Source organism: Dolichospermum flos-aquae CCAP 1403/13F, assembly GCF_012516395.1.
Taxonomy (GTDB): Bacteria; Cyanobacteriota; Cyanobacteriia; order Cyanobacteriales; family Nostocaceae; genus Dolichospermum; species Dolichospermum lemmermannii.
On sequence record NZ_CP051206.1, the window covers coordinates 1,508,191 to 1,527,500 of the forward strand.

10 protein-coding genes, 1 rRNA gene and 1 pseudogene are annotated in these 19,310 nt (G+C 41.2%); 7 read left to right on the plus strand and 5 right to left on the minus strand.

All coding sequences use genetic code 11. The features are described 5' to 3' along the window. Window positions 1-281 precede the first annotated feature (281 nt). A complete protein-coding gene (locus HGD76_RS07450; RefSeq protein WP_168695388.1) occupies window positions 282-10,943 on the minus strand; it encodes a putative Ig domain-containing protein in 10,662 nt (3,553 codons plus the stop codon). Between the two features lie 750 nt (window positions 10,944-11,693). Here HGD76_RS07450 and HGD76_RS07455 point away from each other — a divergent pair. Next, the gene (locus HGD76_RS07455; protein WP_168695390.1) at window positions 11,694-12,629 is read left to right on the plus strand and encodes a DUF4351 domain-containing protein; all 936 of its coding nucleotides are present in this window, start codon (window positions 11,694-11,696) and stop codon (window positions 12,627-12,629) included. Between the two features lie 340 nt (window positions 12,630-12,969). Here the strand turns inward: HGD76_RS07455 and HGD76_RS07460 are convergent, their stop codons facing one another. Both HGD76_RS07460 and HGD76_RS07465 read right to left on the minus strand, forming a co-directional pair. Further along, window positions 12,970-13,203 (minus strand): type II toxin-antitoxin system HicB family antitoxin, encoded by a 234-nt coding sequence (locus tag HGD76_RS07460; RefSeq protein WP_015079756.1) that lies wholly within the window; start codon window positions 13,201-13,203, stop codon window positions 12,970-12,972. Next, complete coding sequence (locus HGD76_RS07465) at window positions 13,203-13,439, minus strand: type II toxin-antitoxin system HicA family toxin (RefSeq protein ID WP_168695391.1); 237 nt, start codon at window positions 13,437-13,439, stop codon at window positions 13,203-13,205. The genes HGD76_RS07460 and HGD76_RS07465 overlap by 1 nt, the downstream gene beginning before the upstream one ends. 64 nt (window positions 13,440-13,503) lie before the next feature. Between HGD76_RS07465 and HGD76_RS07470 the strand changes: the two genes are divergently transcribed. Genes HGD76_RS07470 through HGD76_RS07480 form a run of 3 tightly spaced genes read left to right on the plus strand, consistent with a single transcriptional unit; the run spans window position 13,504 to window position 14,337 of the window. Further along, on the plus strand, window positions 13,504-13,656 hold the full coding sequence (locus tag HGD76_RS07470) for a hypothetical protein (RefSeq protein WP_158310516.1): 153 nt from the start codon (window positions 13,504-13,506) through the stop codon (window positions 13,654-13,656). 34 nt (window positions 13,657-13,690) lie between these two features. Beyond that, on the plus strand, window positions 13,691-14,164 hold the full coding sequence (locus tag HGD76_RS07475) for a type II toxin-antitoxin system VapC family toxin (RefSeq protein WP_168695393.1): 474 nt from the start codon (window positions 13,691-13,693) through the stop codon (window positions 14,162-14,164). Between the two features lie 2 nt (window positions 14,165-14,166). Beyond that, window positions 14,167-14,337, plus strand: a complete 171-nt coding sequence (locus HGD76_RS07480; protein ID WP_015079759.1) for a hypothetical protein — start codon at window positions 14,167-14,169, stop codon at window positions 14,335-14,337. 110 nt (window positions 14,338-14,447) lie between these two features. Here HGD76_RS07480 and HGD76_RS07485 read toward each other — a convergent pair. Both HGD76_RS07485 and HGD76_RS07490 read right to left on the minus strand, forming a co-directional pair. Further along, a pseudogene (locus HGD76_RS07485) lies at window positions 14,448-14,813 on the minus strand (transposase); the annotation flags it as partial. A gap of 61 nt (window positions 14,814-14,874) precedes the next feature. After that, the gene (locus HGD76_RS07490) at window positions 14,875-15,660 is read right to left on the minus strand and encodes a DUF1868 domain-containing protein (protein WP_168695395.1); all 786 of its coding nucleotides are present in this window, start codon (window positions 15,658-15,660) and stop codon (window positions 14,875-14,877) included. An 82-nt stretch (window positions 15,661-15,742) separates the two neighbouring features. On the opposite strand from HGD76_RS07490, the gene holA reads away from it, so the two are divergent. The 3 genes from holA (at window position 15,743) to HGD76_RS07505 (ending at window position 19,245) form a co-directional block, all read left to right on the plus strand. Next, entirely contained in the window at window positions 15,743-16,729 is a 987-nt protein-coding gene (gene holA, locus HGD76_RS07495) for a DNA polymerase III subunit delta (RefSeq protein ID WP_168695396.1), read from the plus strand. Window positions 16,730-16,849: 120 nt separating this feature from the next. Next, window positions 16,850-17,335, plus strand: a complete 486-nt coding sequence (locus tag HGD76_RS07500) for a DUF4168 domain-containing protein (protein ID WP_168695397.1) — start codon at window positions 16,850-16,852, stop codon at window positions 17,333-17,335. 421 nt (window positions 17,336-17,756) lie between these two features. Next, a 16S ribosomal RNA gene (locus HGD76_RS07505) occupies window positions 17,757-19,245 on the plus strand. Window positions 19,246-19,310 lie beyond the last annotated feature (65 nt).

Sequence of the window (19,310 nt, forward strand, 5' to 3'; positions counted from 1 at the left end):
AGCGTCTCGCTCACGCGGGCAAGACTTGTACTGAGCTTGTCGATAGCGCAGCGTGGCGTTAGCCATAGTATGCCCGCACTGCCAAAAACCCGTCAGGGAATAAATTCCCTGTCTCATAGCTCAAGTCCGTTAAAACGGACTAATGAATTTTCCTAGTATTTAGTCATCTTTTAGATGACTTTCGCTATTAGCAAGGAACTTGAGTTCCTTGCGGGATCAAGATTTTGCGTTAAGTTGACACCAATAAAGCTCTTGCTTTACCCCTACCTCCTAAATGCTTATTACGCAAAAACAAACTGTTTAGGATCTGTCAAACTCAAACTACTGGCTTGAATTCCAGTCAGAGTAGCTAGAGTTTGATTATTGAAGACAATCGCAGTATCTGCACCAACTTGATTTAACTTGAGTGTGGATGTGGTAATACCTAAACTGACAGCACCACTAATCCCAATCACATCAGTACCCAGTTGGAAGTCAAGCACGGTATTAGCCGAAGAGGGTAATTCAGCATTGACAATCCAGAATTGGTCAGCGCCAGCACCACCGGAAATTAAGTTACCACCACCAAGACTAACTCTGAAGATATCTTTACCATCACCACCCAAAGCCCGGTCATTGCTACCTAAGTAGAAGGTATCATCACCAAGACCACCGGACATTCGGTTATTACCTTGGCCATCTCTAGCATCAAAGGTATCATTACCATCACTACCGAAAGTGCGATCGCCTTTATTCACAAAAATTGTATCTTCACCGCTACCCAGATCAACGATATTGCTACCTGAGTTGGGCAAACTGGATACAGTGGACAGGTCTACCTCGTCTTTACCTGCACCTGTAAATACAATATTGTTCTGACCATCGAATTGACTACCAGGAGTGGCAATTAATTTATCATCTCCTGGAGTTCCTACAGTTGTAGATTGGTTGACTGCGAGAGTAAAGATATCATTGACAGTTGCCCCGGCTTTATCTGTCGCAATTACCTTGACATCTAATTTACCGACATTTCCTGTGTTGGGAGTACCACTAAAGGTGCGAGTTGTAGAGTTGAAATTCAACCAATCTGGTAAATTACTACCATCAGCTAACGTGGCAGAATATTTAATTAAATCAGGAATTACGCCATCATTAAGCAGTGTATTTTCAAATGTATCTGTTACTAACTGATGCAGTCTGGTTGTGGGATGAACATCGTCCCAAAAAGCATATTGATCAGGATTAACTGGAGTAGTGACTGTAATTAGAGGTTGGGTAATATTCGTGAATTTGTAATTAGCAGGATTAGTCTGAAATGCTGTACTCAAACCAAAGATATCTACCAAAGATAAATCAACATTGAGGGCTGGTTCTAAGTTAGTTAAAGCTTGAGTTAAAGCTGCATTAAAACCAATAGAAATTGCTCTGGCATTCGCTACATTGTTATTAGCAATACTCAAAGGAGTAGCACCCAAGTCTGATAAATTGCCAACAACAATTTCTTTAGCACCTAATCCGGCTAAGGTTGTAATTGCACTACTAATATTAGTAACTGCATTAGTCACAGCCTGAGTAGGATCTGTGGCAAGATTCAGAAAATCATTAGCACCAGCCCAAATTACATAAAGTCCATCTTTACCAATGGAATTGGTATTTAAAGTTTTAAATTGCTGAATTTGTGTGAGTAATCCAGGTACGGTTATTTGCCCAAAAGTATTACTTACTCCTGTATTTGCGCCCAAAAAGGCGTAATTTTGAATTGATTGGTTTGTAAATTGTAAATCAGGGGCAAAGTAATCAACCCAAATTAAGCCATTAGAAAGACGACCTTGATAATTAGGTGATGGTGGAAAGGTATTACCGGATGCTTTGTAGGCATTACCTGTATCTGAGAGGCTATCACCAAAGATGACGAGGTTTTTATAGGGATTAACTGCGTCTGGATCGGAGAAGGTATCTTTGGGTAGTGTAAATGTAAAGGTAGAATTGACCTTAACTGTTTGATCTAAAAGTGGATTTTTGAGAACGGGTGCATCGTTGATATTTTCAACGGTAATAGTAAAGATATCACTAACAGTTGCCCCGGCTTTATCTGTAGCTGCCACTTTAACATTCAAATTCCCTACATGATCATTAGTTGGAGTACCGCTAAAAGTCCGAGTTGTAGGATTGAAAGTTATCCAACTTGGCAAAGCATTACCATTTTCTAATGTTGCGGAATAGCTAAGAACATCACCAGCATCAATATCTGTGAAGGTGTTGGTGGGAATTTGGAAATTGAAAGCAGTTCCTTGTTTAGCATTTTGATCTGCGATTAGGTTAGCAACTATCGGTGCATCGTTGACATTTTCAACTGCAATGACAAAGATATCATTCACAGATGCTCCAGCTTTATCTGTAGCTGCTACTTTAACATTCAAACTGCCAACATTGTCATTAGTGGGAGTCCCGGAGAAGGTGCGAGTTGTGGAATTGAAAGTTAACCAAATTGGTAAAGCATTACCATTTTCTAAGGTTGCTGAATAGGTCAGAACATCACCAGCATCAATATCTGTGAAGGTATTGGTGGGAACTTGGAAATTGAAAGCAGTTCCTTGTTTCGCATTTTGATCAGGAATAGCATTACTCACAATTGGTGGATTATTGACACCAAGAATCGCTGTTGTTGCATCACCTTGAGTTGGTGCTGTTTCTATTTGTCCTAAATTATCGGTAGCGACGCTATAGAAACTGTATGTTTTCCCTGCTTGACCGATATAAATGGCAGAATTAGCCGTAATATCATCATTCCACAGCACAAATTCACCACCATCAGTAGAGGCAAAAATATCATAAGCAGCAATACCACTACCACTATCTGAACCCGTCCAAGATACCGTAAAGTCTGCGTTACTATTGGCTGGTAAAGCATTAACTTGACTGGTAGGAATGTCACTATCTAGGGTGTTAAAGACCGCAACCGTTTGAATGGGTGTTTGAGTATTAAAAGTAATATTGGCTTGAGCATCAACGCGAGTATTATTAGCAGAGTTGGCTTTAGGTTGAACGCTATAGCCTATAAAACCACTTCCTACCCCATTTTGATCATTAGGAGGTAAGAAGCCCTGAGTAGCACTGTCAGCAGCATTTCCTGTGGCGGGGTCAATGGCGGTAAATGTCCAAGTAACCACACCTGTAGAAGTCTCTATTCCCGCATTGACATCAACAAAGACACCTCTGGTACTACGCAGATCAAGTCGTTCGCTGTAATTTTGTGCGCCGTTGGGAACGTTAACTGTAATATCCCCAAAACCAAAATCATTTAGGTTAAAGGTGTTGAAGTCAAGTTCGGTATCAAGGGTTTGGGTAATAGTAACTTGTGCAACTGGAGTCGTTCCCGCAGCAGCATTGTTGCTAAAGCGGATGGTGTAGGGAATGACTGCACCTGCGGTTAAATAGTGTTGATTTCCCAAACCATCGGGGTTTATCAGGGTGTTAGGTGCGCTGACGGTTTCTATCCGTTGTTGGTCAATTGCCCCATTTAGCGCCCCTTGGATAAATTCAGTGTTACCATTGCTGACAAAAATATCCAGAATGATATCTTCCAACACATCAGGGTCGGTAATTCCGGCATTTCGGGCTATTTGTTCGGCTGCGGCGCGTTGTGCGGGGGTTAATGTGGCTGCTGTGATGATATTTTGGGGGAAGTTGAGGTCGGTAAAGGTGTTGGTATCCTGTCCTGAAGCGTAATCAAAGAGAGATGTGGCTTGGGTAATCCGCCAACCGGCTGCATAATCACCGTAGAGTTGTTGATTGGTGATAGAACCGCCAATAACTGTACCGTCACGCAGGGCAAAATCATCATTGCGATTATCGTTAAAGTTGCCCAGGAGTCCGACTACTTTACCTTGACGATTATCAGCTAGACCAAGATTAATATTTAGCCAAGTACCCTTATCATTAACTACAACAAGGTCATTGTTGGCAGTAATAATACTGTATTTGCTGCCTTCTCGAATAATGAGGTTTTGACCCACTGCATAGAGTCCGCCGGCGGGAAGGGTGACAGCAGTACCGTTGATGAGGAGGGGGTTGGTTTGGTTGGCATAAATGGCGATGCGTTGACCACCACTATTAATTGAAATACCAGTATTAGCAGAGGCACTGGTGCTATTGTTCCAAGGTTGTTGGCGGGTTTGGATTTCAAAGTCGTCGGTGGTGGATTTAACGAGGGTAAATTCGCCTACGGTTTGGAAGTCGTAGCCTAAACCGTCGAGGGTTTGGAGGTGGGGGTCGTTGTATGTGCCACCGCCGGGAGTTGGAGTTTTTGGAGGTTTGGGTTGCTGATTTTTTAAACGCTCATATTCGTCTCTGACTCTTTCAGCCCATGATTGGCAATTATCGTTCCAAGGCGTTGGAATACCAAAATAAGGATCTGGTTTAACATTCTTAACAGCTTGTCTTAGCAAATCATCATCATAATATTTGCTAGCAGAACTTGGATCATAATTTGTTAAATTTTTTGGATTATCTGGTCTGACTTTACTATCATCAAAATAGCCTTCATTAGTTCCATCATCATAAAAAATTTGCTCATGACCAATCTCTGTGTTGGTATAGTTATCTAAAGGATTACGACCATTAGGATAAAGTGTGCCTAAAGATCCATCTAGTGGACGATAATAAAACCGAGCAAAACCTATGGGATCAATATAAATTACGGGATCATTTGATACATACCGATAAAAATTCGTATCCCCACCATTCAACCCAATCGGATCGACCGCAGTAAACCGTCCCAAACCACTATCATAAAACCTTGCTCGCATGAAATCGAGTCCATTACCCTCATCCGTTACCCCCCATTGACCCACATACTCAAAGGGGTTAGCAACGCCTTCAACCTTCGTTAAATCTTCCCCAAAGGGTAAATAACTGTAACGGTTAACATAACTTCCATCCGTTGCTGTTAACCCAATCGTTGAACCGATTGCATCTGCATCATAATAATTGCTATTGCTACCATTCACCCGACTCACCAAACCAATACCGTGAGTGTAGTTAGCAACTAAGGTACTACCGTTATATTCTCCAACAATATCCCCAAACCCAAAAGGATCAAGTAAATATTCCGTGCGTTGACCATTTAAAACAGTCGCAACACGATTTCCTAACCCATCATATTGATATTCCCAAGTTCCTTGAGAAGTGACAACTTTAGTCAGACGATTTTCAACATTGTATGCATAGGTTGAAGTCTGTCCTCCTTCGGTTTTGCTAATCAAATTCCCATCTGTATCGTAGGAATAGACAGCATTACCCACATTGGTATATTGATTCAGGTTATTCGTGTCGTAGTTGGTAGTCGTCCCGTTATCTGTCACACCAATCCGATTTCCCGCCGCATCATATTGATAGTTAATGGTACGATTTGTAGGCGTAACCACAGAAGTTAATTGACCAGTTGCATCATAACCATATTGAAAAATTCCTTCCAATGTGGTCATGCTATTACGCCGACCTAAGTTATCGTAGGCATACTCAAACTTAGAGTTAACGGTATTATCTGCTTTATAGTTGATTAACTGAGTTAACTGACTCTGTAGATCATATTGATAGGTCGTATAAGTCCCGTTACCGTTGGTTTCCTTAGTCAAACGACCCGCACTATCATAGTCATAGCTGATAATGCTTTGTCCTGTACCATCGGTTAAAGTTTTTAAGCGTCCAACGGTGTCATAACTATAGTTAACCGTATAACCATCTTGAGAGACAAGTTTAGTCCGTTGACCATCAGCATTGTAGGTATAAGTGAGAGAACGTCCTGTAGGATAGTTTATCTTAGTAAGCTGATTTGCAACGTCATACTCCATTGCAATAGTTCCCGTGGCATCGGTGACACTGGTAAGATTTCCCTTGGTGTCATAGCCATAGCTAACGTTAGAACCATCTGCATATTGTTTCTTAGTTAGCAGTCCACTGGTATTGTAGGTATATCCAATGGTGCTACCACGACGATTAACAGCACTGGTAATATTTCCCAAAGCATCAACGCTAAACTGTTCGCTACTACCATCGGGATATGTGATTTTGGTGAGATTACCTTTGGTATCGTAGGTATAATTAACGCCATTACCTTTAGGGTCTTTAAAACCAGTCAGTTGATTAAAGGCAGCATCGTAAGTAAATTTAACGTTTTGATTGAGTAAATTTGTTTGCTGGGTTAAATTGCCGTTTGTGTCGTAAGCGTAACCAGTTTTACTACCATTAGGCAGGGTTGCACCAATCAAATTTCCATCTGCATCATAGTTGAAAATCAGATTTTGGTTATTAACACCGCGAATTTGTCCACCATTGCCTCGGTCATCTAGTAGGATAGTTTGAGATGCACCTGTACTATCGGTAATCGTTACACCACCTGTACTATCGTAACTGTAGGTCAGGGTTTGGGTTTGTTCGTTGCTAAACTCTTTAGTTAGACGACCTTGGTTATCATACTCAAAAGTACGCTCATAACCTAAATCTGATTTCACCGATAACAACGAATATTTTTTCGCTGCAATATTCCCTGTATCGTAAGTGTAAGTTGTTGTGCCTTCAGGACTGGTGACAGATAGCAGATTTTCCCCAGCAGCATCATAACTGTAACTGGTGACTTGTGCTGTAGAGTCGGTAATCTGACTAATCCGCCCTTGGGCATTGTAAGCTAAGGTTAAACTATCGCCATTGGTGTGAACCAACTTAGTGAGGAGATTGTTGGTATATTCCAGCGTAATTCGATTAGCGTTGGTATCTTCAACATAGCTGAGTTTGCCATCAGTCCCAAATAATGAAACTAAACCACTAACTTCTTTTAAGCGATATTGACCATTAGTAATTGTTAAAGTTGCACCACCATCTTCAAGATAAGTTACGCCGTCGGTTTGTTTCTCAAAAACGCGCTGTAAATCTCCCACACTACGAATAATTACATCACCTTTACTATCAGTTGTGGCGCGTAAATCCCACTGACTAGCCCAACCTCTTCCTAAACCACCTAAATTGTAGCGTTCAGCAATAGATTGATAGAAGGTGCGATTAAAGGTTAAAGACAGTCCAGGTGCAGCATCCACTACATCCGTTGTGCTAATTAAGCTAACATTATTCAAATTATTGCCAGCTTGTTGCCACTCGAAAGCAAATAATCGGCTTATATCATTTGTTTCTTGTCCAAGTTGACTTAAATAATTGGCATTTTCCGCCATTACGGTTTGAAACTGTCCCGTAGTTGTTCCTAAAGCATCTGTTAAATTACTCCAAGTCGCATCCCAAGCTTCCGAGCTAGTGTAATAGTCTGGGCGAGATTCGGCTTTAATACTTGCCCAATTAATCACTTCATTGGGTTGAACTTGTTCCACTGCAAAGGAAATTAAACCGTTACCGTTAGGAGTATAAGCAAAGGAAAATTCCCCATTTTCACCGGGCGCTAAAATTCCTGCTGGTCCATCATCACTTGTTCCTAAAGTTAAATTCAGCAGTTGACGCAGAGTAGCACTAACGGTATTTTCTTCAGGGTAAGTAACTTGGGCATTGGTTGGTACTATTCTGAGTAAAGGTGCAACGACATCTGTTTGTCCAACATTGGTATATTTAACTGTAACTACACCATTTGCTGGATAACTCAATTTAACTTGAATATTTCCCAGTGAACCATCAGTTACGGTAAAAGAATCGTTAGAAACAAAGCTGTTTTGTCCATTAGCAACTTTAACATCGTATTGCCCTGTAGTTAATCCTTGCAAATCAAAAGTTGCCCAAGCTTCGGTATCATTCACCCAATAAACTTTATTAGCAGTTGTGGCAGTTCCAGTAGATGAAACCAAACTAATTTCATCAGTTGGTAAGAATTTTTGACCGGCAATAATGATAGTAGTTTGACCTTTATTACTACCAGTTGTCCCTTGCGGAAATCCTGATATGGAAAGCCCGTCATCATCAATAATTGTTAATTTGGCGGTGTTTTGAGTTCCAACACTTGCACCTCCCGTTGGGTTAGTTAAAAGTAATTGGAAAGTCTCATTAGGTTCTGCCGTCGTGTTATTAAGAATGGAAATATTGACAGTTTTACTAATTTCTCCATCAGCAAAATTAACGGTAATTCCTGTGTTGTTGTAATCGCTTGACGCTTTAGCTGTGCCATCTTTGAAGTTGATAGTAGCACTTACAGCCCCATCATTACCATCAGCACGAGTAACGGTGACATCAGCAATGGGTGTACCATCTTCTTGGATGCTAAATTGAGGAGAACTAAAGCTTAAAGTGCCTGGAACTACTGGAGTGTCATCGTCAATAATAGTTCCCGTAACAGCAGCCGTTGTACCAATGGTGTAACCTGTACCCGAAGCAATGGTTAAGGCAACGGTTTCATTGGATTCAATAGTAGTATCAGCCGTAGGATCAATAGTCACTATTGCTGTACTAGAACCCGCAGCAAAGGTAATAGTTTTGTCCGTACCTGGGGTTGCACCAGAGTAATCACTGGTATCGGCTGTACCAGCAATACTATAGTTTATCGTGAGAGCGTTAGTAGTTGCTTCTGTGCGAGTGAAGGTGTAAACCAGATTGGCCGTTCCGTCTTCCAGGACGCTTGAGGGTGCTACTGCTAGGGTAATGTTGGGTAATACTGCTGTGTCGTCGTTGGTAATAGTTCCACTTGCACCCGTTGTCGTACTCACTATATAACCAGCGCCAGTAGCCAAGGTGAGAATTACTGTTTCATCGCTTTCAATGGTTGTATCAGCAGTAGGATCAACAGTAACAGTTGCTGTACTAGAACCCGCAGCAAAGGTAATGGTTTTGTCCGTACCTGGGGTTGCACCAGAGTAATCACTGATATCGGCTGTACCACTAATACCATAGTTTACCGTGAGGGCGTTAGTAGTTGCTTCTGTGCGAGTGAAGGTGTAAACCAGATTTGCAGTTCCATCTTCCACCACACTGGTAGGACTGACGGCCAGGCTAATCAATGGAAAATCATCGTTAGAGATTGTGCCACTTACACCCGCCGTTGTACCCACTGTATAACCAGCGCCACTGGCTAGGGTAAGAATTACTGTTTCATCGCTTTCAATAGTGGTATCATCAGTGGGGTTTACAGTTACGGTTGCTGTACTAGCACCTGCTGCAAACGTAACTGTTCCAGTTGTATCTGTGAAACTAGCTGCATCTATTTGAGTGTAGTCGGTGTTAAATGTGGCATTACCACTAACATTAAAATTAGCAGTTAAGGCTGTAGAGAGGTTGCCACTGCGAGTAAATGTATAAACAAGGTTGGAATTACCATCTTCGTTAACGCTGGTGGGGCTAACAGCAAGGGTAATAGGATTAATTACTTGAGTAGAAGTTCTAGTTGCTGTAGTAGCAATTTGTTCATTACCTTGGTTGTCAGTGGCTAAACTATAGAAAGTATAGGTTTTGCCTACTTCACCAGTATAAACGGCGGAGGTTGTGGTAACATCTGCTTGCCATTGAGTAAAGGCTGCACCATCTACAGATACAAATACATCATAGTTTCTGATTCCACTTAGATCGGTTGCACCCCAATTCACATTTATATTATTACCAACAGTAGTTGCAGGCAAATTACTGACACCGCCAGTAGGTGGGGTAACATCTAATTGATCTGCTCCACCAGAACCAAAACGAGTTATGGTTGTGTAAGTAGTAGATGCTCCTGGTGCTAGAGAAAAAACGTTTCTCAGTGCAAGTGCCACATCGTATTCCGAACCAGCATCAATAAATTGATCAGAGTTGTTGTCACCTTGCACAATTGTATTTCGCAGGCTATTACCCCCTAAAACTCTAGAACTTAGACTACTGTAATCATCTAGTTCCCAACGATTTGTGGTTGGGATAGTACCACCAGTAGCAGTAATTCCGAAGAAGGTTGTATCTGTTTGACCTGTTCCTCCGGCATCAGTTTCAAACAAAATCTCTTGCTCATTTTGAACAATTCTTCCGCCTCCATCGCTTATGCTACCATCAAACCCTAAATCTCCATCAACATAACGTACCAGATCAAAATTGATCGTTTGACTTGTGGTGTTAGTAATAGTATAGGTTTGATTTAAGCGGCTACCAATTCTAACTTGAGTAGCATTGAGACCATCTTGAACATTTTGGTTGAGTTGAAACTGTAGTCCATTAACAGTAAACGTGCTATTTGTGGTGGTATTTGTGAAATTTGTAAATGCCTCATTATTACTGGCTGATGACTGTAATTCGATACGCGATCCTGTTGTACCATTAGTGCCAATAATACCTAAAGCGACAAAAGAATCATAAGTTGTGTCAGATGGAGTTTTGCTGCCAACAGGATCGTAAATAGCACCCCTAAACCCACCAAATTCATTTACCGTAACTCGTAGTCCGCCGTCACCAGTAGCAGTTTGAATAGTGTTTGTAGCCTGTTCAACTGCAACTACTTCCCCATCAATTATAATTATCCCTGAATCATCTTCCGTTTTTAAAGCTACTAAGGTTGCATCATCAAGGCTATTACCTTGTACCAAAGCCGAAAAAATCGACCCTTCATCTCCCAGTGAATCAACAGTATTAATTTGGCTATCAACCCAATGACCTATTTCTTCTAAAATGACACTGGTGATACTTGCGATATTGTCTTGATGATTTGCAACAAACTCTTGCGATAGATAAATTGTATTCGTAGTAGCCGCAAAAGCTCCATTTGCCCCATTTAATTCCGATGAAGAAAGAATGGTAATTGCTGGGATGTTGCTAAAATCTTGATTTTTCCAAGCATTTCCCAGATTTAAAGCTGCTTCTGGATCAAAAGTCTCCCCAAAAGCCAACCGCATCTTTGCCACAAACTCTTCACTGTTCGCAAAATCTTGTAGATACAGTTCTATTTGTTCTAATGCTGGTAATAAAGCCTGATTTAGATACAAATCATCGGTAATTAAACTGTTGGCAAGTGTAGATGTCATAAAAAATATATGGTAGTTAACTGGTTTCTGCGCGTAGCTGGCAGCAAGAACATGATATTGAGTATACAAAAGTCTGGCATCTACCAAAAGTTAGATATTTAAAATTTTTCCTTAAGAATCTTACCTGAGAAGGTTGACATGGAAATATGTTGTATTTAAATTAGCTGGCGCTAGAATATATTTTTAGTAAATCTGTATAAACAGAGACTCTGTGGTAGTATGGCGATCGCTCCGTTTGCCGCAGGTATCGCACAAGTCCTAACTTGTCAGTTCGCCTTTTGGGAATATGGGGGAGCGATAGCGAAGCGCGACCTAGGAATCGCTTGTTTGGGTCTAAAATAGAAATAATTTGAAGTTACAGGAGAAATAAATAGACATCTCCGGTAAAGATTGTAGAGACGTTCCATGGAACGTCTCTACAGGGGTTTCATGTCACGCATATTTAATTTTCGGAGATGTCTAATGATCACATTAGAAATGGCGATAGCTTTGCTCGCCGCAGGCATCGCTCCAAAACACACAAAATTAACATACTATCCGTTACCTGTTCCCTTCTTTGTAAGAGGATGTTTGAAAAGTGGTATTCCGTAATTTTCATCACATTACTACCCCCCTTAGTCCCCCCTTGTAAAGGGGGGAAACAATAAAAATCCAGTTCCCTCCCCTTTACAAGGGGAGGGTTAGGGTGGGGTAAAAAATATTTGATACATCAACCATAACTTTTCAAACACCCTCTAATATAGAAATAAAATGAGTGAAGTAACAGCAAATTATGATCAATCATGGAAAGAAGCATTAAATGAATATTTTGAAAGCTTCCTAGCATTTTTCTTTCCTGTAGCCCATCAAGCAATAGATTGGACAAAAACCCCTGAATCTTTAGATAAAGAACTGCAAGAAATTACAGCTTCAGGAGAAACCAAAAACCGAATTACCGATAAACTGTATAAAGTTTGGTTATTAGATCAAACTCAAGTATGGATTTTAATCCACATAGAAATTCAGAGTCAATATGATGTCAACTTTGAAGAACGGATGTACATTTATAATTACCGAGCCTTCGACCTTTATCACCAATTTGTAGTAAGTGTAGCAATTTTAGGTGATACAAGTCCTAGTTGGCGACCAAATAGTTATAATAGAGCTATGTTGGATTGTGAATTAAATTTAAAATTCCCCATAGCTAAAATCCTTGATTATGAATCAAAGTGGGATGAACTAGAAAGGAGCGATAATCCCTTTGCTATCATAGTCATGGCACATTTAAAGACTAAAGCCACCACCAGTAATTTAGCAGAAAGGGAGAAATGGAAATGGATATTAATTAGAGGACTTTATGACCGGGGCTTCACAAAAGAGAAAGTTATTAAGTTATTTAAAATCATCGACACAATGATGACTTTACCTAAACAATTACAAGCAGGATTGGTTACTAAAATTAAACATTTCGAGGAGGAAAGAAAAATGCCTTTAATTAGCCCAACAGAACAACTAGCTATGGAACGGGGAGAGCAACAGCTAATTATACGACAAATAAATCGGCGAGTTGGTGAAATTGAATTATCCTTGATTGACTCAATTCGTAGATTAACAATTGATAAATTAGAATTATTGGGTGAGGCTCTGTTAGATTTTTCTTCTGTTACTGATTTAGAACAATGGTTACAAAATAACCCAGATGCTTGAGATTAATCATATTTATTAAATAGAGCGATCGCTCCTGGGAAACCGTTTTGTGAATATGAGAGGGCGATAGCGAAGCGCTGCTGCAAGCAGTTCGCTTTGGGGATATGGGATGTACCATTTTTGGGGATATGGGAATGCGATAGCGTAAGTGCTGCTGCAAGCAGTTCGCTGTTTTAGGGTAGGGGATGTGAGGGGATGTGGGAGGTGCGATAGCGTAAGCGCTGCTGCAAGCAGTTCGCTGTTGTAGGGGATGTTGGATGCAATAGCGAAGCGTTGCTGCAAGCAGTTCGCTGTTTGGGATGATGGGAGTGCGATAGCGAAGCGCTCCGCAGGAATCGCTTCATGAAGAGTACAATTTTCTACGCACAGGAGCAAAGGGAATTTCTTTACCCTTTTGTTGATAATCTTCCTTCACTAACTCCCAGGCTAATTTTAGTTCTTGCAAAGCTTCTTCAGGAGTATCACCAAAAGCTGAAATGTTAGGTATTTCTTGGAAATGTGCTAACCAATCTCCTTGTTCATCAATATATAAATTAATTGTAAAGCCATTAAAATTATAATTATTTAAAGTCATTACTGATTTCCCTCTTGATATTCAAAAAACTGCTGAATTTGATAGAGTTTTGCTTTTCCATCTTTACGAGGTTGAATTGGTAAAGGTTGTCCATTCGGTGAATACCATAAACGATGACTTCCTTTTTGACGACTAAATTCCCACCCATTCTGAATGAGGAGAGTTTCAAATTCATCAAAAGTTAGATTTTCTGGACTATTGTTAGCTTTTTGCCATAGTTTTTCTTTTTTAGTCATCACCAAGGCTATTATTTAGTAGATTATCCCCTGGTTTTATTATAGTCTGACAGGAATTTAATTTGTGACAGCGCAAGCGCTGACTTGTCAGTTCGCTTTTTGGGAATGTGGGAAGTGCGATAGCGAAGCGCTGCTGCAAGCAGTTCGCTTTTGGGATGTGGGATGTACCATTTTTGGGGATGTGGGATGCGATCGGTTGTTTGTAGCAATCATATAGTAAAATAATAAATAATTTTTTTAAATATTTAATAATGATTGAAAGTCTATATCTTGATACCAGTATTATTGGCTATCTAACAATTAGACCAAGCACTAATCTAATTACTGCTTCAAATTCAGTAATTACACAAAATTGGTGGGATACTCGTCGGGAAAATTTTACTCTATATATCTCGGAAGTAGTTTTAGAAGAATTAGCCAGAGGAGATCAAGAAATAGTTACTAAACGACTGGATCTAATCAGTGAATTACCATTATTAGCACTCAATGAAGCAGTGGAAGAATTAGCCCAGCAATTTCTAACAAAAAGCAATCTTCCTCCTAAAGCGTCTGATGATGCCTTGCATATTGCCTTAGCCACTGTTTATAAAGTAGATTATTTGTTAACATGGAACTGTAAACATATTGCCAATGCACAAATCCAGAAAAAACTCTCACAAGTTAGTATTCAATCTGGATATGAACTACCAACGATTTGTACACCTTATGAACTTATGGGAGATTAACTATGTGGAAAGATGAAGTATTGGAAGAAATTTACAAAATCCGAGAAGAACACGCTAAAGCTTTTAATTATGATTTGCATGAAATTTGTCAAGATTTAAGAAAAAAACAGGTAGCTAAAAACAGAAAAGTTATTACTCAGCCGCTCGTAACATTATCATCCTCAACTAAATAGGCTCGCTGTTGTAAGGGATGATGGGATGCGATAGCGAAGCGCTGCTGCAAGCAGTTCTCTGTTGTAGGGGATGTTGGGAGGTGCGATCGCTTGGAAATTATGTGTAACTTTACCTGTTCTATTTGAATCGGAAATGAGTGTCTTTGTTGAACACTTACTAATGATAATGTAAAAAAAGATAGACCCGATATTGGTTTACTTATTAGACTGGAAAAGAACCTATCTAATCCATAGGTTTTTTTCCCGGCTTTGCTTATTACTACTTCGTCTCCTGCCAACAACTAAACATCATTTGGGCAAAACAAATGCCGCCAAAAAAACACCCAGAACACCGTTGCCCACGGTATGACTGTCTGAAAAAATCTGATTACCGTCCGATAACTACCACCACTAAGCGTCCAACGTGATATTCCCAACATCGTTACTCGTCCGCTCATTGCTAATATGGCCATGATGATCTGGCTCAACTGCCGCATAGTTGTTATATGTGTCGAGTTTGTAGGAGTTTAGCAGTGCTAAACCCCTACTATGAATTACTTAAAAATCCAAACTCGGCCAGTCTGGTTGACGATAATAGCGGATCATATTATCAAATTTTCGTAATTCCACCTTATCAATGAGAAAATCTGGAGTATCTAACGGCAATGATTGATTAAACTCACAAAACATTGTATTCAGATTTACCCGATCTAACTCTGAGGGAATTTCGCTAAAATACCCCAATGTTACATGAGCCGTAAAATGATAATGCTGCTCAATACCCAAGCCCATTAATTTGCGATTTTGATAAATTATCCGTCGGAACTGAATAATTTCCTCATAAGAACGTTTATCCTTTGGTACTAAACACACACCTACAGCCCTGGGCATCACAATCAACCCCAACATTTGCCAAGATATAGGAGATCCCTTTGTCATCAATTGTTGATATTGTTGAAACATCTCAGCCAACTGAGAATTCAAATCTTCAGCAAATTGGGGATTTTTTGTACAAGCATGATGAAAAGCACTATCCCAAATTAAATCTGCCACCGTCAGATGAAAACTAACAGCAGGAACAGGTACAATCAAATCACCACCAATGGGTAGCTCTAATAATTGCCGTTGATAGGCTTCTATTTGACCGTAGAAAGCAGCGTTTTTCAGGTCTTCTGCTGCTGGTGGGGTAATCAGCGTATAGCCTGGAAAGGGTGTAGCAACTCTGACTCCAGCATGAACCCGAAATTTAGAAGATTCCTGAATATGCTGAATCTGGGTTTTGTAAGCTTCTGGTAGCGTCATGTGTGCTACCCGATTTAAATAGGTTTGGTAGTTGTCGTCCAATCTTGATCACCTTGCGCTCTTTTGATAGATTGTAGGGAGATTTACTCAATTTGACCAAATTAATTTTTAATTTTAAATTGCAATGCCAATATATGTTTACTGGGGCGAAGACGATTTTGCCATGGAAAAAGCCGTAGTAACTTTACGAGATCGCATCCTTGATCCCCTCTGGACTAGTTTTAACTATACCTCATTTCCCGCAGATCAACCCGATTCAATAGTCCAAGCTTTAAATCAAGCAATGACACCGCCATTCGGGTCTGGTGGGCGTTTCGTGTGGCTCATTAACACCACTCTGGGGCAAAATTGTCCAGAGCCTATCCTAGCCGAATTACAACGCACTCTCAAAGTCATCCCCCCAGATTCCACTTTACTATTAACCAGTCGCAACAAACCAGATGAACGCCTTAAAAGTACAAAACTCCTCAAGCAATTTGCTACAATTTCCGAATTTCCCCTAATTCCCCCTTGGAAAACCGAACTTTTAGTCCAATCAGTTCAACAAGCCGCTCAAACTGTCGGTATAAAAATAAGTCCCCTCGTCGCCGAACTATTAGCCGAATCAGTAGGTAACGATACCCGTCTTCTCTACAATGAACTAGAAAAATTACGTCTTTATACAGAAGGTAGTGGCAAACCTTTAGATGTGAATACAGTATCGGAATTAGTGAGAAATACCACTCAAAACACCTTACAACTAGCAACAGCCATCAGAACTGGAGACACCCCAAAAGCCTTAGGAATCTTAGGTGATCTCAGCAATGCAGCCGAACCGGGTTTACGGATAGTTGCCACACTCATAGGTCAATTTCGCACCTGGTTATTAGTAAAAATGATGATGGACAGTGGTGAACGCAACCCGCAAGCGATCGCTCAAGGTGCGGAAATCTCTAACCCCAAACGCATCTACTTCCTACAGCAAGAAGTCAAATCTCTCCCCCTACAGCAACTCATCTCTGCCTTACCACTGCTATTAGAATTAGAAGTCAGCCTCAAGCAAGGTGCATCCGAAACCTCAACCCTACAAACTAAAGTCATCGAACTTTGTCAAATATGTCGCCGCATTTAATAACCCCATCAATATCAATATATTGATTCAATCTTGACTGGAACTTCTAATTCAGAAAATAATTCAAACTTATGATCGATCACATTTCCTGTTTGTCCTTCTGTGTCACCTGTATTATATATGCTCAAAATTTACAGTCTTCATTCAACCAAACGGTTGCAGCGAATTCTCTCTCAACCCTTGATTTTGGCAACTATTGCCACTGCAAGTCTGATATTCGCGACTTTCGGCTTCAATTCCCAAGGAATCGCTCAAACCTTAAACATCAACAATACAGAAGTAACTAACTATGCAAAAGCTGTATTGGGGATGGAACCAGTCCGTCAGCAAGCCTTTGAGGAAATCAAAAAACTCATCGGTAGCAAAGATGTTCCCCAAGTGATCTGTAATGATCCTACAAGTATCAATGCACTACCTGGCAAAGCCAAAGATATTGCCGGAAATTACTGCAACCATTCTCAAAAAATAGTCGAGGATAATGGTCTTACAGTTGAAAGATTCAATAAAATCACCTTAGAAATCCAAAACAACAATAATTTAAAAAAGCAACTGTATAATACATTACTACATTTGCAAAAGGCTTCACCCTCAAAAACCTCCAAATAAGTAATCTCAAATACTATGATTAGGATGGCGAAAAGCCATGATTATCACTAAAAATCAGGGGAACATAGAGTTTAACCCCTTTATTGCCGATTGATTCCTTCGCTAACCTGCATGAGACCAAAAAGATAATTCCTGTTTTTTTACCAGACTGATAACTTAGAAAATAGGCTGAATCCCTATTTTCACAAAGATTTCAGCTATTATTTTCCCCTCCCAAAAAAATATTTTCCAAACCCCTTGACAGGAAAAGGAAGGATTGCTATATTAGATAAGTGCCGGGAAGAGAAAACAACTCCCGGCAACTGAACCGAGAAAAAATAATACTTTGAAAGAATAGATTAAACCAATCCTCGTCGTGAAGATAATTTAAAGAGGATTCGAGATTTTAACTAATTTCGGAGCCGACAAACTCGAAAGAAACAAAATGGAGAGTTTGATCCTGGCTCAGGATGAACGCTGGCGGTATGCTTAACACATGCAAGTCGAACGGAATCTTTCGGGATTTAGTGGCGGACGGGTGAGTAACGCGTAAGAATCTACCTTCAGGTTGGGGACAACCACTGGAAACGGTGGCTAATACCGAATGTGCCGAGAGGTGAAAGGCTTGCTGCCTGAAGAAGAGCTTGCGTCTGATTAGCTAGTTGGTGTGGTAAAGGCGCACCAAGGCGACGATCAGTAGCTGGTCTGAGAGGATGATCAGCCACACTGGGACTGAGACACGGCCCAGACTCCTACGGGAGGCAGCAGTGGGGAATTTTCCGCAATGGGCGAAAGCCTGACGGAGCAATACCGCGTGAGGGAGGAAGGCTCTTGGGTTGTAAACCTCTTTTCTCAGGGAAGAAAAAAATGACGGTACCTGAGGAATAAGCATCGGCTAACTCCGTGCCAGCAGCCGCGGTAATACGGAGGATGCAAGCGTTATCCGGAATGATTGGGCGTAAAGGGTCCGCAGGTGGCATTGTTTGTCTGCTGTTAAAGAGTCTGGCTCAACCAGATCAAAGCAGTGGAAACTACAAAGCTAGAGTATGGTCGGGGCAGAGGGAATTCCTGGTGTAGCGGTGAAATGCGTAGATATCAGGAAGAACACCGGTGGCGAAGGCGCTCTGCTAGGCCAAAACTGACACTGAGGGACGAAAGCTAGGGGAGCGAATGGGATTAGATACCCCAGTAGTCCTAGCCGTAAACGATGGATACTAGGCGTAGCTCGTATCGACCCGAGCTGTGCCGTAGCTAACGCGTTAAGTATCCCGCCTGGGGAGTACGCAGGCAACTGTGAAACTCAAAGGAATTGACGGGGGCCCGCACAAGCGGTGGAGTATGTGGTTTAATTCGATGCAACGCGAAGAACCTTACCAAGACTTGACATGTCACGAATTCCGTTGAAAGATGGAAGTGCCTTAGGGAGCGTGAACACAGGTGGTGCATGGCTGTCGTCAGCTCGTGTCGTGAGATGTTGGGTTAAGTCCCGCAACGAGCGCAACCCTCGTTTTTAGTTGCCAGCATTAAGTTGGGCACTCTAGAGAGACTGCCGGTGACAAACCGGAGGAAGGTGGGGATGACGTCAAGTCAGCATGCCCCTTACGTCTTGGGCTACACACGTACTACAATGCTCCGGACAAAGGGCAGCTACACAGCGATGTGATGCGAATCTCATAAACCGGAGCTCAGTTCAGATCGAAGGCTGCAACTCGCCTTCGTGAAGGAGGAATCGCTAGTAATTGCAGGTCAGCATACTGCAGTGAATTCGTTCCCGGGCCTTGTACACACCGCCCGTCACACCATGGAAGTTGGTCACGCCCGAAGTCGTTACCCCAACCTTTTGGAGGGGGATGCCTAAGGTAGGACTGATGACTGGGGTGAAGTCGTAACAAGGTAGCCGTACCGGAAGGTGTGGCTGGATCACCTCCTTTTAGGGAGACCTAATCCATTTAGAACTTGAAAGCAATGAAAATTGCTAATAGAGCCTAAATTGGTC